Source organism: Nitrospira sp. BLG_1 (assembly GCF_047338595.1).
Classification (GTDB): domain Bacteria; phylum Nitrospirota; class Nitrospiria; order Nitrospirales; family Nitrospiraceae; genus Nitrospira_D.
In genome coordinates, this window is record NZ_JBLFBO010000024.1 from 25,417 (window position 1) to 38,781 (window position 13,365).

Here is a 13,365-nt window from a genome sequence, read left to right on the forward strand (position 1 = left end):
CTTTCATGTGTGCATCACGATTCACGATGATGGGTCCATCGGTTCACTTCTGTGTGGGGCCGTTGTTCTCAGGCGTGCCATGTTCTGACTTTTCCGGTCTCGCTGGTGTCGTATCCGCCAAGGGCTTCGATTTCTTTCCTGAATGGGCGGCTTGCCAGCGTTTCAAAGAGGTGTGTGAGCGTCGGATGGGACTTGAGGTACGACTTCGGCACGACCAGGTCATATCGCGCGGTCTGGAGCGGGACAAAATCCAGGTTGAACTGTTGGGCGGCGGATCGAATGCCGATTCCCACTTCAGCCTGACGCCCCGCAATCGCTCTGGCCACTTCAACATGAGAGGATACGATACGGTCATATCCTCGAACCTGCTGTGGCTCGATTCCGGATGTCCGTAATCGCTGATCGAGCAGCAGTCTTGCTCCAGAGCCCTCTTCGCGGTTCACGAGTGTCACTATTGGTTCGGCAAGATCGGCGGTTGTGCGAATGGACAGCGGATTGCCTCGACGAACGAGGAATCCTTCTTCCCAGATTGCAAAGGTCACCACCTCGTAGCCGGATCCTTTCAGTGATCGTTTGAGAAACGGAAGATTTGATTCGCTCGTCACCGGATCGAACAGATGCATGCCGGCCACATGCACTTCACCCCGTTGCAGGGATTGGAGAGCCGCCATGCTGCCCATGGTCCAGCCGACGACAGTGGTTCGGTCTTTGTGGCGGCGCAAATGTTCGCCGACCAAGAAAATTGCCGGGTCACAACCGGCCACAGAAATCTCTTGTTCGATCGCGTCTCGATCGCGTGAAGGTGTGACACGGACGGTGCTCCCAGAGAGCTTGCCCTGTGTATCGGTGACATAGCCGTCGGCAGGGACGGCAAAGGAGAGTTGTTCGCCCAAGTCCGTGACGGGCCGTACGATCGTCCGCTTTCCAACGGAGGAGACTTTGACGCGGATCGGGTGACTGTTCGTCTCAGTTGAGGGGAGATGGCCGACCAGTGTGCCTTCAATGATGTCTTCAGTTGGGACAAGGCTGAAGAGGTCTTCCACATGGCAGGCCAAGACCGAGGCCAGTTTCAAGGCAACAGCCGTCGTGGGCAGGTAGAGATTCGATTCGATAGCTGAGATGGCTTGCCGGGTTATGCCTGCTCGTGCAGCGAGATCACCCTGGGAGAGGCCTCGTTGTGCGCGAATCGCTTTAAGGCGATTGGAAAATGCCGACGCAGTTTCCTGTGGTTGCTCGTGAAACGTCATGGTCACTCATAGCAATAATAATTGCTACATGTCAAATTATAAAATATTTAATAATCATAACTGTATATAAAAACATAATATTTTATAATTTAACATGATACAAAATAATTATACACAATCATGATCGAATTAGTGTAGTATTGCCACTCCATTCTGGATCTGTTGAAGAAGATACGGGGGTCTAATCACAATGCGTGCACGTACATTTCTTATAGGGTTCATTCTGTTTTGGGTTGTCGTTCCCTCAGCCATGGCAGAGACCATTCGTGTCGGCCATTTCCCGAACGTGACCCATGTGCAAGGTCTGGTTGCGCATCATCTCTCACGAACAGGGCATGGATGGTTCGAGGAGCGGCTGGGGAAAGACGTGAAGGTTGAGTGGTATGTCTACAATGCCGGCCCGAGTGCCATTGAGGCGATCCTGGCTGGTTCGGTTGATCTGACCTATGTGGGGCCGAATCCCGCATTGAACGCCTACGCGAAATCGAATGGAGAGGAGATTCGACTCCTTGCCGGTGCTGCGGCAGGAGGTGCGGCGTTGGTGGTCCAGGCGGATTCCCAACTCAAACAGCCGACAGATTTCCGTGGGAAAACTATCGCGACTCCACAGCTCGGTAATACCCAGGATATTGCCTGCCGCGCCTGGCTGGCCAACGGTGGATTGAAGATCACCCAAACCGGCGGGGAGGCCTTCATCGTCCCAACGCCGAATCCTGATCAAATCTCGTTGTTCCAACAGCGAAAGCTTGATGCGGTTTGGACAGTCGAGCCCTGGGTGTCCCGTCTTGAACGGGAAGCCGGAGGCAAGGTACTGCTCGAACAATCGAAGGACAGCGTCACGGTGCTTGTGTCAGGGGTGAAATTCGTGAAGGGGAAGTCTGAATTGACGAAAAAGTTTGTCCAGGCTCACCGTGAACTCACGGACTGGATCCTCGCGCATCCCGAGGAGGCGAAGAAGATGGTTCTGGAAGAGTTGTCGGTAGAAACACAAGCCAAAGTTTCAGCGGAGTTGATTGCTCAGGCATGGAAACGGATCATGTTGCGCCCGGACGTGTCGATCGAGGAGTTTCAGCAGTTCGTGAGCAACGCGCAGCGTGCGGGGTTCATGCGCACAACGCCGGATTTGGCGCGACTCATCGAAAGGCTTCCGTGAGATGGAGAGTCAGGTTTCTGCTACGGATACTGTTCCAACGAAGCTGGTGCTGGAACATGTATCGAAGTGGTTTCGGACCAGCTCACTGCATGTTCAGGCGCTTGACGATGTGACCCTTCGCATTGCCGAAGGAGAGTTCGTCTGTCTAGTCGGTCCGAGCGGGTGCGGCAAATCGACCTTGTTGAACCTGATCGCGGGCCTCGACCGGGCGGATCGTGGGACTGTGCAAGCCGATGGCCAGACGATCAGCGGGCCTGGACCACATCGATTGATGATGTTTCAGGAGGCGGCGCTGTTTCCCTGGCTCACGGTGCTGGGAAATGTCCTGTTCGGTCTGAAACTCGTCAAAGGGCTCAGTGCGTCGGAGCGTCGGGAAAAGGCCGAATACTTTTTGGAACTCGTGGGTCTGAAGCGCTTCATGCATTCCAACGTGCATGAGCTCTCAGGTGGTATGAGGCAGCGTGTGGCGCTCGCTCGATCGCTGGCGCCGAATCCCAGTGTGCTGTTGATGGATGAGCCGTTTGGCGCGCTGGACGCACTGACGAGGGAACAGCTCTATGGTGATATCCAGCGCATCTGGAGCCAACACCGGAAGACGATTGTCTTCGTGACACATAACGTGCGTGAAGCCGTTTGTCTGGGCGATCGAGTCATCCTGTTTTCACCCAATCCCGGGCGAATCAGAGAAGAATTCTCCATTCCGCTCCCTCGCCCGCGTGATATCAACAGCGTGGACCTTGCTCGGTACTCCACGGAAATCACCCGTGTGCTGAAGGGCTACGTTCAAAATGAGGTTGCCGGATGATTGCTCGTTGGGCCATCGCGTCGCTCTTTTTTGCTTGTTTGATCGGTCTCTGGCAGCTCGCCGTCAACGCCCAGATCTGGTCACCGCTGCTCCTGCCGTCTCCGTCCAATGTCTTCATCTACCTCTGGTCCGCTCTTGAAGATGGCACTCTGTGGGAGGCCACACTCGTGACGGTGCAGCGCCTTCTCATCGGATATGGGCTGGGCATTCTCATCGGCCTTCCATTAGGGCTCCTGACTGCGTCCTTCAGATGGTCTCAAGATACGATCGGCGTGCTTGCCCTGGGCCTTCAAACGCTTCCGAGTGTCTGCTGGGTTCCCCTGGCGCTGCTTTGGTTCGGGCAAACGGAATCTGCCATGCTGTTTGTCGTGGTGATGGGAACCTTGTGGTCGCTGATCATTGCGACGGATACCGGTGTGCGGACGATTCCCCCAATCTACAGCCGCGCAGCCCGCAGTATGGGATCGTCAGGCTTCCATACCTGGACTCACGTGATTCTCCCGGCGGCTCTTCCTTTTCTCTTGAGCGGCATGAAGCAGGGCTGGGCCTTTGCCTGGCGATCATTGATGGCGGCGGAAATCTACGTGACGATTCTGACGGGATTCGGTCTCGGGCACCTGCTCCATTACGGACGAGAGTTGAGTGCGATGGATCAGGTGATCGGGGTCATGCTGGTTATCGTCATGATCGGCCTCGCAGTGGACAAAACGCTCTTCGCGCCGGTTGAACGGTTTCTGCATCGCCGATGGGGAACTGCGCGTGGGTAGTTGTCCTTCCAGAACGGACCAACGAGTTTTCGCCCTGGTCTGCCTGTCAGGCTACTGGTCTCGTGTAGGACTATTCGCCCTTGGCGCGGTCGACCAGAGGTGTTGAAGCATGCGACGAATCATCAGCATCCCAAGAGTCGGAAGCCAGATCCACTGAATTTCGCTGGCGAGAATACGCAGCCCATCGGTACTGAAGAAGTTGCCGATGCCGATCGGCGAGACTGCGACTGGTCGAAATGGGAAGAAATAGCGAGTGGGATCAAATGGAGAGAAGAAGGCGATGCCAAGCCCTCCGTCCGTCAGCGCGTCGAGGACGCCATGTGATGCGGTGCAGAGAAAGAGATACAGCCCGATTCCTGCTTTTGTTGCCGATGACTCCTGCCGATAGCCAAGAGCCACAAGCACGGCGCTAAGTAGGCCGGCAAAGAAGAGCGAATGGGTCATGCCGCGATGACCCCAGAGGTCCCCGTACTGAATGCCGAAAGCAAATCCGATCACGTCGAGATCCGGCGCAATCGAACAGATTGCACCGGTCAAGAGGAGGGGCCGCTTCATCGCCCGATGTGGTATGGCTTTGCCGAGTGCGAGGGCGACGAATGCGTGAGAGAAGGCTGAAGCCATCTTCTGCTTATAGACGGAACGTCATTGGCCGTTCTCAAAGCCTAGCTGTCGCCATGCCTCGTAGACAATGACCGCGACTGCGTTCGAAAGATTGAGGCTACGACTCTCTGGGCGCATCGGGACACGGATGCGTCGTTCCACGGGAAATGATTCAAGGAGTGTGGATGGGAGCCCGCGTGTTTCCGGACCGAACAGAAACACGTTGTCTTTGGTGTAGTCGACCTGGTCATAGCGCCTGGTTCCCCTTGTGGAGACCGCGAACAGGCGGCGATCCTTGAAGCACTCCGCACATTCAGCCCAGTCGTTGTAGGTGCTGATCGTGGCAAACTCATGATAGTCCAGCCCGGCCCGCACGAGTTGTTTATCATCCATGGAAAAACCAATCGGCTTCACGAGATGAAGCCGGACGCCGGTATTGGCGCACAGGCGTATGATATTGCCGGTGTTCGGTGGAATTTCCGGTTGATAGAGGATGACATCGAACATTGCGGAGATAGTGTAGCACGGTGCCCACGCTCGGCACGACGATCGGGGCGACACAGGCATTGCTTAGTTTGCTGGGCAGGCGGGACTGTACCCGAGCGGATTGAGGCTCTGCCACTTCCACGTATCGGCGCACATGTCAGCGAGACTTCGCTTTGCTTGCCAGCCGAGCAGGGAAGCCGCCTGGTTGGGATCGGCGTAACAGGCTGAGACATCACCGGGTCGGCGAGGCGCGAGCTTGTACGGCACCGGCTTGCCGCTGGCTTGCTCGAAGGCCTGCACTATTTCCAGCACACTGTACCCGGTTCCGGTTCCAAGGTTGACCGTGAGGCAGTCCGTCTGGTGCGTCGCCCGCTCAAGGGCTTCCAGTGCCCTGAGGTGTCCGATAGCGAGGTCCACAACGTGGATGTAATCTCGCACGCCGGTCCCGTCTTTCGTGGGGTAGTCGTTCCCGAATACATTCAGGTGTGGGCGGCGGCCGACTGCCACCTGCGCCACGAACGGCATGAGGTTATTCGGAGGGCCTTGCGGATCCTCACCGATGAGGCCACTCTTGTGTGCGCCGACCGGATTGAAGTATCGGAGAATCCCGATACGCCATGAGGTGTCGCCGCGTTGCACATCACGCAGGATATGCTCTACCGTCAGTTTCGTTTGCCCGTAGGGATTGGTTGCTGACAGCGGATGGTCTTCTGTCAACGGCAGCTGTTGCGGATTGCCGTATACCGTGGCGGAAGAACTGAACACCAATGTCTTGACCCCACAGCTCCCCATCGCCTCCAACAGACGTAAAGACCCGACCACGTTATTGTCGTAATAGGACAGCGGCTGCTGAACCGACTCGCCGACGGCTTTGAGTCCGGCAAAATGAATCACCGCGTGGGCACCGCTTTCCCGGAGGGCTGTCACCAATGCCGCTTGATCGCGGATGTCGCCGCGGATGATGCGAATCTGTTTTCCCGTAATCCGCTGTACCCGCTCGAGGGATTCAGGATGGCTGTTGCAGAAATTGTCGAAGACGGTCACGTCCTGTCCTGCCTGAAGCAGTTCGACGCAGGTATGAGAACCGATATAGCCGGCACCGCCTGTCACTAAAATCACGGCGTATCTCCAGTGGAATTATCGTCGAGGATTTGGCTTGCGCTAGACTAACGAGATCATGAAGGGAGGTCAAGAAATGGAATGAAACAACGAGGCGATTCATCGTGGGCAGTATGATGAAAGCCTCGCCTGATATATTTGTTCTGCTTCTTGGTATAGTGATTCCAAAAATCAGAGGAGTACAGAGCGGCCATATGACCGTAGTATCTGCTAGGAGAGAATTTTGGAAACGACAACAGCTCTACGCTGAAGTCATTCGTGTGGTGAGAGTCCTCGTATTCGTTGTGATAGCTGCTCCCTGCGCCATGGCAGATGATGGACGAAGGGCGCCGGTTGAACAGGTGCTCGAGCAGGCCAAGGCGGCCTGGGAGAATGGGGCAGTGGCGTCCGCACTTGACTTGCTCGACCAAGGAATTTATGACCATCCACAAGCGCTCGCTCTCCATCAATTGCGCGGTGATATGCTCTCGACGTTTCGCGACCCCAAGGAAGCGATTCAAGCCTACGATCAAGTCCTTGCGGCGGATCCTGCTGCGCTGGACGTCCGCTGGGCGAAGTGGGCGGTGTTGGTTCGGTGGGGACAGGAAGCGGAGGCGATTGCTGAGCTTCGTTCCATCGCCCAGGTTGATGCCAAGAATCCACTGGCCCACTGGCGGCTGGCGCAGGAGCTCCGCAAGATCGATCGCTTGGAGGAATCGCTGGAATCCTATAAACGGGCGGTGGAACTAAAGCCGGAGTTCCTGGGCTGGCGCCTTGCTTTGGCTCGTGCCCGCTTCGATGTGCTGGATTATCAAGGTGCGGATGCCGATCTTCAGTATGTGCTGGAACATGCTCCGCCTGGTTCTCCTCTTGAGGTGCCGGCCAAGAATCAACTCGCACAACTGTATGAGTCGATGGAGCGAGGGCGACGATTCAGTCCCACGTTGACGCCTGCGGCTACCGCGACTCAACTGAAGGAATGGGCCGTAATTCGATCGGATGCCTGGAACTTGTTTGAGGCTGGTCGGTATCAGGAAGCCGAGCCAATATATCAGAAGCTCCTGGCACTCAACCCCGGGGATCCCATTGCCACCCATCAGTTGGGCCTGACGTTGATGCAGCTAGACCGCTGCGAAGAGGCCATCGCCGTATTCGGCAATATTTCGAATCTCAATCCAAGCGAGGAGGATTTCGCCGATACGACGTACCGGATGGGACAGTGCTACGTGAAGTTGCAACGGTGGGACGATGCCTTCATCCATTTTCAACTGCTGTATGACGCAGCCGTGGAGTTTGAACAGGTGAATAAAGATGTCCCGTTTCCAGCCGGCACTCGCGTGCTGGCGAAGGACAAAATCGCTCGGTGGTTGGACAAGGTGAAGCCTCATGTTCCTGAGCTGGTAAAGTTGAAGGAGGAAGAGGACAAGAGGGTGAAGGACTCAGGAACCCAGGCAGCTGGGCTTTCGGAAGAGGCTCTCTATGCGAAGGCTATTGAAAAAATCAAATCCCAGAAAACGTTGGAGACGGGAGTGGCGATTGTCGGGCGGGACGCCGATTTCAGCTGGTTTCGGTTCGTGATTCCGGCGACCAAAGTCGTGCGTGATGATTTCCCAACCGGGGCTCACGAGTTCATCCCGTTGAACCCAGGCGACACATTTTCTACTACTCAACCAGAAATCCACTTGGTATTTCGGCTGGTATCCGATTCATTCGATGCCGTGGCGCTGACCGCACGTTGTTCAGTCGAAACGCCGGACATGACCGATGAATCACAGGTTGTGATTCAGGATCGTGTCATGACGACCTCAAATGATCGCTCCGGCTACTTTCTCCTCACGCCTCCGAAAACCGGCTGGTCCCTGGGCCTCTACCGCTGTGGTCTCTTTGCGGGAGAGCAACCCTCCGCCTATTCTTATGTGGATGAAGTCCGGTTCCGGGTCATTGATCCCAGCCGGTCTTGATGACTCGTTTAGCCAGGCCTCATGAGAAGAACCTTGGATTTGTGCAATCAGGTTGGTATCAATCGCCTTACTACTTCCCCGACCCAAAGAGTTGGGTAAGGAGCTGATCACGACTGATTTGGAAATGAGTTGCCACATCGCCAAGGATCGATGAGAGCGTTCCCATACGGAGGGGTGAATGTTGTGGGATTGTTATGTGGTGCTCGCCATTCTGAAGCGTGGTGAGGCGGAGATGGCTACCGGTCTGGCGAGTAATGGAATAACCGAATTGGCGAAGTGCTTGGGCAAGATCGTTCCCCGACAGATCACGAGGTAGTCTCATACTGCGATGACTTCTTCGCGGACATGATGGAGGCGAACGACTTTTGGTCCCTTTCCTTCCTCGAAGTGACAGCGGACTGCGTCCCTGACCTTCTCAGGCAGTTCAGTCAGAGTGTCGGCTTCGGTAAAGATTGATTGACCGAGTGCGCGCGCAACAAAGCCGCCCTCGGGAGCTTCTTCGACAATGAAGATCAATTCATTCATCACTAATCCTCACAAGGGATGATCGTGCACATCGTAGCCCCGTGTCATCAGGTTGTCCAGCCCTGCTGGATTACGAGCGGCCTACTGGCCAAGCAGGTTCTTACTGAGTCGAGTACATTGCTGTTGACTACCGAAGAGGGTACAAGAATATCGCCGTGGGGTTCGTCATCGGCATGGATGGACCCGATCATCCTGTTTCATCTGGCCTACAACCGCACTTGGTTAGCTCGTGACCAGGATGGTGGAGCAAGGCTACGTGCTCTGCTGCTCGACCAAAAGGATGCGACAACGGAACTCTTAATCAGGCGTCTCTTGGTTGGCGTGGGTAACGTGCGGGTATACCTAGCGGATTGGTAGTGGGCCATGCCTTGCGGGTGACGATCTTGCCAAACGGGGAAACACGAGAAAAGCTGAGAGCAGATCGTTGTGGGTCAGCTACATCTCCTGCTAGATGGCTATCGCAATTAGGCATGTCTCGCAGATCCTAAGGGAGCCTCCGTTCGGCCGCATACCAGAAAATCTGAGCTCAAGCGCTCGAGAACATTTAGGGCAGTGAGTATCGGGTGTCCAGTCAGGTGCCGCTTCATCCTGAAACCACCAGAGATAGCAGGGGCGCCAGGCAGCCAGTTGTTGCGTTAGCTTAAGTCCACGGATGTTGACTGGACTCGATACATCGCGCAATTGAGCTGCCGCCCACTCTTCAAACTCACCAGAGTCGAGCCACAAATAATAAAAGGAGTTGTAAAAATCCCGCCACGCAGCCAGTGTCTCAGCTAGGGCTTGGTCGAAACCCACGCGTTCCGGTGGAATCTCAAGGTTACAAAGCGCACACGATAGTGGGTTTCTGGACAGATGTACCTGTAACACCATGGGTTCCTGTGGCTTGCAGTTGCAGATCTCGCTTATGTTGGGTGGGGCTTCAGGACGGAGCCTGATATAAGGATCGGAGGAGTTAGTCATGAGCAATTTGACTGACTAACAACTTTCGGACTGATAAAGCCACCGTCTTGAGGGAAACTAGCGTCGAGGGTTTCCATATTGCGATAAAAGCCAAGAGGGTAATGGTAGAAAGCTTAGGGTTTCCTGGCAACTACCTTGCCGTTTTCCCACACGTAGATCGGTGTCCCATACATCCTGGCGGTTTTGCGAGCTGCTTTCGCCGCTCGGCGAAGTGCACGGCCAACCGCCTCTGAAAAGGCTTTCGTCTCTTTCTTCCTAGTTGCGTTCCTCATGGACCTTCCTCCACCAGTCGCGGAGTATCGCCTGAGTTTTCATAGACCGACCAGGTGTCGGCTAATGGGCGATAGAGGGTATGGAAATTTTCAGAACTCCGATGAAAACGCCTTATAATATCGACGCGGGGCACATTATGTCCACCTTGTTCAACCCTTGTAGCGACGCGTTGTAGCGCAAGCTTTGATGATGACAGTGAAAGAAAGACGATTCGGATCATATACCCAGTCGCCTTCCAGCTCTGCAATAGATGCAGGTAGGTTCTTCCACTCAGAGTGCTTTCGAATGCAAAATGCTTCCGAGCGCTGGCCAAGCGAGTGAGTTCTTTGAGGACAAGGCGACCGGCTTGTCGTGCGGCCAGTTCTGGTCGAAGAGGCGAAAGCCCACCGGCGATAAGGTCAGCATTCACGAAATGGATGACCCCAACCTCGCGAAGCAGAAATTCTCTGGCGAACGTGGTCTTCCCCGAGCCATTTGGTCCGGCGATAACAATGCAACGAGGATGTCGAGCTGGTCGGTCGTTCACTCTATCGATTAGCTAGCCACAGATTGCTGATAATCCACTTCGATCGTGAAGCCGAGATCTTCAATCATGCCCCAGACTTCGGGTGCCGGTGCCCCAGGCGTCGTCAAGTAGCCGTTCACAAAGACGGAGTCAGCCGGATAGAGAGCCAATGGTTGGAGAGATCGAAGGTTATGTTCGCGGCCACCGGCGATGCGGATTTCTGTGCGAGGATGCAGGAACCGGAAGAGGCAGAGCACTTTCAAACAGCGTTGAGGTGTGAGGTTGTCGACCTGTTCGAATGGGGTGCCGGAGACTGGGGTGAGCATGTTCAAGGGAATAGAGTCGGGCTTGACGTCTTGCAGGGCCGTGGCCAGTTCGATCAGGTCCTCGTCTGACTCACCCATGCCAACGATGCCTCCGGAGCAAATTTCTAGCCCTGCCGCACGCGCGTTCTTGATTGTCGCCAGCCGGTCTTGAAAGGTATGGGTCGTGCAGATTGAAGCGTGAAAGGCTTCGCTGGTGTTCAAATTGTGATTCACGCGGTCAACACCTGCGGCCTTGAGCCGTTTCGCTTGGGATTCGCTCATCAAGCCGAGCGAACAGCAGATTTGAATCGGAACTTCCTGCTTGATGGAACGGACCGCTCCGGCGATTTCGTCGATCTCTCGATCTAACGGGCTCCGCCCGCTGATGACGATGCAATAGCGTTGAGCCTTGGAAGCGGCAGCTTGTTTGGCACCTTCCATCATCTGTTTCTGTGGAAGCAGACTGTACCGTTCAATCGGCGCCGTTGAGATCGATGATTGTGAACAGTAATGGCAGTCTTCCTGACAGGCCCCGCTCTTGGCGTTCTGCAGCATTTGGAGGCGAACTGTCCGACCGAAGTACTTGGATCGAACCTGAAAGGCCGCGTGTAACAGCGCAAGTAGCTCATCGTTTGATGTATTCAACACGGAGTGGCATTCTTCTCTGGTCAGAGGTTCGTCATGGAGTGCTTTTTCAGCTAGAGCTACATACTCGGTCATCTGAGTCGCCTTTTGTGAAAGATTCATGGTGGATGTTCGTCGTGTCGGATGCGCCCAAGAAGTCTCGGGTTTTAAGTTTCACGTCCCTTCAGTGCGAAGGGCCTGTTGCACAAAACCAGAAACAGAAAAATTGCAAACGAGCGTCGCTTCACGAGCGAACGACTGTCGAGGGGGAAAGCTACACGGTTTCAAACGGAGAAGCAATGCCTCGATAGGGGACTGACTGGCCGGGGGACGGTTCTTTCTCCGAGGTGGTGGAAACCTGACTGGTTTCGATCCAGGGGAGGGCCGTGAGTGTATTCCACTTGGCACAGCGGCGGCACCGACCTGTCCATTCGACGGATTCTTGTTGGCACTGGGTACAGATATAGGGCACCACCACACGTTTCTTGAAACTCAGCGCTTTTTTGAGTGACGTGATGGCCTCTTCGAACTGTTGTTTCCGCAAGTACAGATTGGCCATGATCTTATGGTAGTCCAACAGATGATCTTGCGGACCTTCAATCGTTGAGAGGAGGTCAAACGCTTCGTCCACCATTTCGAGCCGGTAATACAGTTTCCCCAGATAGAACTGGAGCACGGGATTCTGCGGGTCTTGTTGTAATGCATCCTGATAGACCCTGATGATTTCGCTGGGTTCCCCTTGATCCAGGAACAGTTCCTCCAGACGATGGAGAATGATGATGCTTCGGGTGCGTGCGTAGACCTTTTTCAGGATCTCAACGGCATCTTTTGTCTTCCCTTCATGAAGCAGAATTTCACCGATGCCGATGTAGGCGGGGAGGAACGCACGGTCTTTCTTAATGGCGCCGCGGAAGTATCGTCGGGCTTTATCAGGATGGCCTCGTTCGAGCAGCTGGCGTCCCACCTCATACATACACCCCAGCAGCAGAGCGGCCTCGGCCTGTTTTTCCGGGGCGGGGAGGTTGGCTTTGAGCAGACGGTGCTGGATTTCGAGCGCCTCATTCCATCGTTCCAGGCGGATGTTGAGGTCCCGTTTCCGGATCAAGGCCGTGAGGTTGTCAGGTTCGATCTTGAGGATTTGCTGCAGGGCCTGCAGCGCTTCTTCATACCGCTTGGCTCCTTCGAGATCCTTTCCCAGCTCAAGCAGCACTTCGATGTTGCGATCGTCCACCCGTTGCGCATGTTGATGGAGTCGGATGGCCTCGGAAAAGTTCTGTTCCGAACGATAGATATTCCCCAGCCAGAGCAGTGAATCGACTCGTGTCGGGTCGATCGCGAGCGCTTTTTCCAACAGCGTAATGGCTTCCGACGTGCGTTTCGACATGAACGCATGGGTTCCATCTCGGTGAAGCGTATCGACCTTTTCTTTGCGGCGTACGAGACGTTGGCTACGCCAATTGAGGATCAGGTGGGCTGTCTGTTGCAAACCGACGACGAATGTCGCGAGGACGGCTCCGCCGGCCATCGAGATCAAGACCAGCGTGACCGGGCTGAGATCGAACTCCACGCCGGGACTGGTGTGGATGACGACGGTACCCGGGTTCAGCTCGCGGAAGTAGCTATAGACAAACACGCCGGCACTGATGAGAAAAATGGTGATCAGCAGTTTAAACATCGCTTAAACCATCTTCTACGAACGTGTTTTTCTGGTCAGCCGTTCTTTTGCCCCTGGAGTCGGTGCCGCGTCTTTGTCTGGGATGGGAATGAGCCGTGCGTCACTCCACAGACGCTCAAGTGCATAATGCGATCGGGCATCTTGTCGAAACACATGGGCAACTACATCGCCAAAATCGATGAGGACCCACTGGCCTGAGGCTGTTCCTTCAAGACTCAGAGGCCGTTGGTTCACACGAGACAGCGCGTCGACGATCGAATCAGCAACTGCACGCGTCTGCCGATCGGATTCGGCAGAACCCAGGACCAGGTAGTCAGCGATTGAAGTCAGCGGGGCGACATGGAGGACTTGAACATCAAGGGCCTTCTTGTCGAGCATCGC

At 55.1% G+C, this 13,365-nt stretch carries 15 protein-coding genes; 4 read left to right on the top strand and 11 right to left on the bottom strand.

Annotation, left to right across the window (positions count from 1 at the left end; all coding sequences use genetic code 11):
* Positions 1–68: 68 nt before the first annotated feature.
* Complete coding sequence (locus ACMTNU_RS14870; protein WP_413936059.1) at positions 69–1,247, bottom strand: substrate-binding domain-containing protein; 1,179 nt, start codon at positions 1,245–1,247, stop codon at positions 69–71.
* A 190-nt stretch (positions 1,248–1,437) separates the two neighbouring features.
* Here ACMTNU_RS14870 and ACMTNU_RS14875 point away from each other — a divergent pair, with 190 nt between their 5' ends.
* From ACMTNU_RS14875 to ACMTNU_RS14885, 3 genes are read left to right on the top strand one after another with little or no spacing between them, the layout of a single operon-like run.
* Positions 1,438–2,400 carry an ABC transporter substrate-binding protein gene (locus ACMTNU_RS14875; RefSeq protein ID WP_413936060.1) on the top strand — a complete coding sequence of 321 codons (963 nt, stop codon included), beginning with the start codon at positions 1,438–1,440 and terminating at the stop codon, positions 2,398–2,400.
* A 1-nt stretch (position 2,401) separates the two neighbouring features.
* On the top strand, positions 2,402–3,205 hold the full coding sequence (locus ACMTNU_RS14880; RefSeq protein ID WP_413936061.1) for an ABC transporter ATP-binding protein: 804 nt from the start codon (positions 2,402–2,404) through the stop codon (positions 3,203–3,205).
* Positions 3,202–3,972: an ABC transporter permease gene (locus tag ACMTNU_RS14885; RefSeq protein WP_413936062.1), complete on the top strand. Its 771-nt coding sequence runs from the start codon at positions 3,202–3,204 to the stop codon at positions 3,970–3,972. Before ACMTNU_RS14880 ends, ACMTNU_RS14885 begins: the two co-directional genes overlap by 4 nt.
* Before the next feature lie 51 nt (positions 3,973–4,023).
* Here the strand turns inward: ACMTNU_RS14885 and ACMTNU_RS14890 are convergent, their stop codons facing one another.
* The 3 genes from ACMTNU_RS14890 to galE form a co-directional block, all read right to left on the bottom strand.
* Positions 4,024–4,593 carry a metal-dependent hydrolase gene (locus ACMTNU_RS14890; protein ID WP_413936063.1) on the bottom strand — a complete coding sequence of 190 codons (570 nt, stop codon included), beginning with the start codon at positions 4,591–4,593 and terminating at the stop codon, positions 4,024–4,026.
* Between the two features lie 21 nt (positions 4,594–4,614).
* On the bottom strand, positions 4,615–5,079 hold the full coding sequence (gene trmL / locus ACMTNU_RS14895; protein ID WP_413936064.1) for a tRNA (uridine(34)/cytosine(34)/5-carboxymethylaminomethyluridine(34)-2'-O)-methyltransferase TrmL: 465 nt from the start codon (positions 5,077–5,079) through the stop codon (positions 4,615–4,617).
* Between the two features lie 63 nt (positions 5,080–5,142).
* On the bottom strand, positions 5,143–6,177 hold the full coding sequence (galE, locus tag ACMTNU_RS14900) for a UDP-glucose 4-epimerase GalE (protein ID WP_413936065.1): 1,035 nt from the start codon (positions 6,175–6,177) through the stop codon (positions 5,143–5,145).
* Positions 6,178–6,371: 194 nt separating this feature from the next.
* Between galE and ACMTNU_RS14905 the strand changes: the two genes are divergently transcribed.
* Entirely contained in the window at positions 6,372–8,117 is a 1,746-nt protein-coding gene (locus ACMTNU_RS14905) for a tetratricopeptide repeat protein (protein ID WP_413936066.1), read from the top strand.
* Positions 8,118–8,187: 70 nt separating this feature from the next.
* Here the strand turns inward: ACMTNU_RS14905 and ACMTNU_RS14910 are convergent, their stop codons facing one another.
* From ACMTNU_RS14910 to rsfS, 7 genes are all read right to left on the bottom strand, one after another.
* Positions 8,188–8,439 (bottom strand): type II toxin-antitoxin system HicA family toxin, encoded by a 252-nt coding sequence (locus tag ACMTNU_RS14910; RefSeq protein ID WP_413936067.1) that lies wholly within the window; start codon positions 8,437–8,439, stop codon positions 8,188–8,190.
* Positions 8,436–8,642 (bottom strand): 2-oxoisovalerate dehydrogenase, encoded by a 207-nt coding sequence (locus ACMTNU_RS14915; RefSeq protein WP_413936068.1) that lies wholly within the window; start codon positions 8,640–8,642, stop codon positions 8,436–8,438. The genes ACMTNU_RS14910 and ACMTNU_RS14915 overlap by 4 nt, the downstream gene beginning before the upstream one ends.
* Positions 8,643–9,715: 1,073 nt before the next feature.
* Positions 9,716–9,874 (bottom strand): hypothetical protein, encoded by a 159-nt coding sequence (locus tag ACMTNU_RS14920; protein ID WP_413936069.1) that lies wholly within the window; start codon positions 9,872–9,874, stop codon positions 9,716–9,718.
* Complete coding sequence (locus ACMTNU_RS14925; protein ID WP_413936070.1) at positions 9,871–10,401, bottom strand: zeta toxin family protein; 531 nt, start codon at positions 10,399–10,401, stop codon at positions 9,871–9,873. The genes ACMTNU_RS14920 and ACMTNU_RS14925 overlap by 4 nt, the downstream gene beginning before the upstream one ends.
* Before the next feature lie 8 nt (positions 10,402–10,409).
* Positions 10,410–11,432 carry a biotin synthase BioB gene (gene bioB, locus ACMTNU_RS14930; RefSeq protein ID WP_413936071.1) on the bottom strand — a complete coding sequence of 341 codons (1,023 nt, stop codon included), beginning with the start codon at positions 11,430–11,432 and terminating at the stop codon, positions 10,410–10,412.
* A 151-nt stretch (positions 11,433–11,583) separates the two neighbouring features.
* Complete coding sequence (locus ACMTNU_RS14935) at positions 11,584–12,984, bottom strand: tetratricopeptide repeat protein (protein ID WP_413936072.1); 1,401 nt, start codon at positions 12,982–12,984, stop codon at positions 11,584–11,586.
* A gap of 15 nt (positions 12,985–12,999) precedes the next feature.
* Complete coding sequence (rsfS, locus tag ACMTNU_RS14940; RefSeq protein WP_413936073.1) at positions 13,000–13,362, bottom strand: ribosome silencing factor; 363 nt, start codon at positions 13,360–13,362, stop codon at positions 13,000–13,002.
* Positions 13,363–13,365 lie beyond the last annotated feature (3 nt).

Coding starts and splice junctions, on each gene's coding strand:
- ACMTNU_RS14870 (WP_413936059.1), bottom strand. CDS start 1,247: ATGACGTTTCACGAGCAACCACAGGAAACTGCGTCGGCATTTTCCAAT.
- ACMTNU_RS14875 (WP_413936060.1), top strand. CDS start 1,438: ATGCGTGCACGTACATTTCTTATAGGGTTCATTCTGTTTTGGGTTGTC.
- ACMTNU_RS14880 (WP_413936061.1), top strand. CDS start 2,402: ATGGAGAGTCAGGTTTCTGCTACGGATACTGTTCCAACGAAGCTGGTG.
- ACMTNU_RS14885 (WP_413936062.1), top strand. CDS start 3,202: ATGATTGCTCGTTGGGCCATCGCGTCGCTCTTTTTTGCTTGTTTGATC.
- ACMTNU_RS14890 (WP_413936063.1), bottom strand. CDS start 4,593: ATGGCTTCAGCCTTCTCTCACGCATTCGTCGCCCTCGCACTCGGCAAA.
- trmL (WP_413936064.1), bottom strand. CDS start 5,079: ATGTTCGATGTCATCCTCTATCAACCGGAAATTCCACCGAACACCGGC.
- ACMTNU_RS14905 (WP_413936066.1), top strand. CDS start 6,372: ATGACCGTAGTATCTGCTAGGAGAGAATTTTGGAAACGACAACAGCTC.
- ACMTNU_RS14910 (WP_413936067.1), bottom strand. CDS start 8,439: ATGAGACTACCTCGTGATCTGTCGGGGAACGATCTTGCCCAAGCACTT.
- ACMTNU_RS14915 (WP_413936068.1), bottom strand. CDS start 8,642: ATGAATGAATTGATCTTCATTGTCGAAGAAGCTCCCGAGGGCGGCTTT.
- ACMTNU_RS14920 (WP_413936069.1), bottom strand. CDS start 9,874: ATGAGGAACGCAACTAGGAAGAAAGAGACGAAAGCCTTTTCAGAGGCG.
- bioB (WP_413936071.1), bottom strand. CDS start 11,432: ATGAATCTTTCACAAAAGGCGACTCAGATGACCGAGTATGTAGCTCTA.
- ACMTNU_RS14935 (WP_413936072.1), bottom strand. CDS start 12,984: ATGTTTAAACTGCTGATCACCATTTTTCTCATCAGTGCCGGCGTGTTT.
- rsfS (WP_413936073.1), bottom strand. CDS start 13,362: ATGCTCGACAAGAAGGCCCTTGATGTTCAAGTCCTCCATGTCGCCCCG.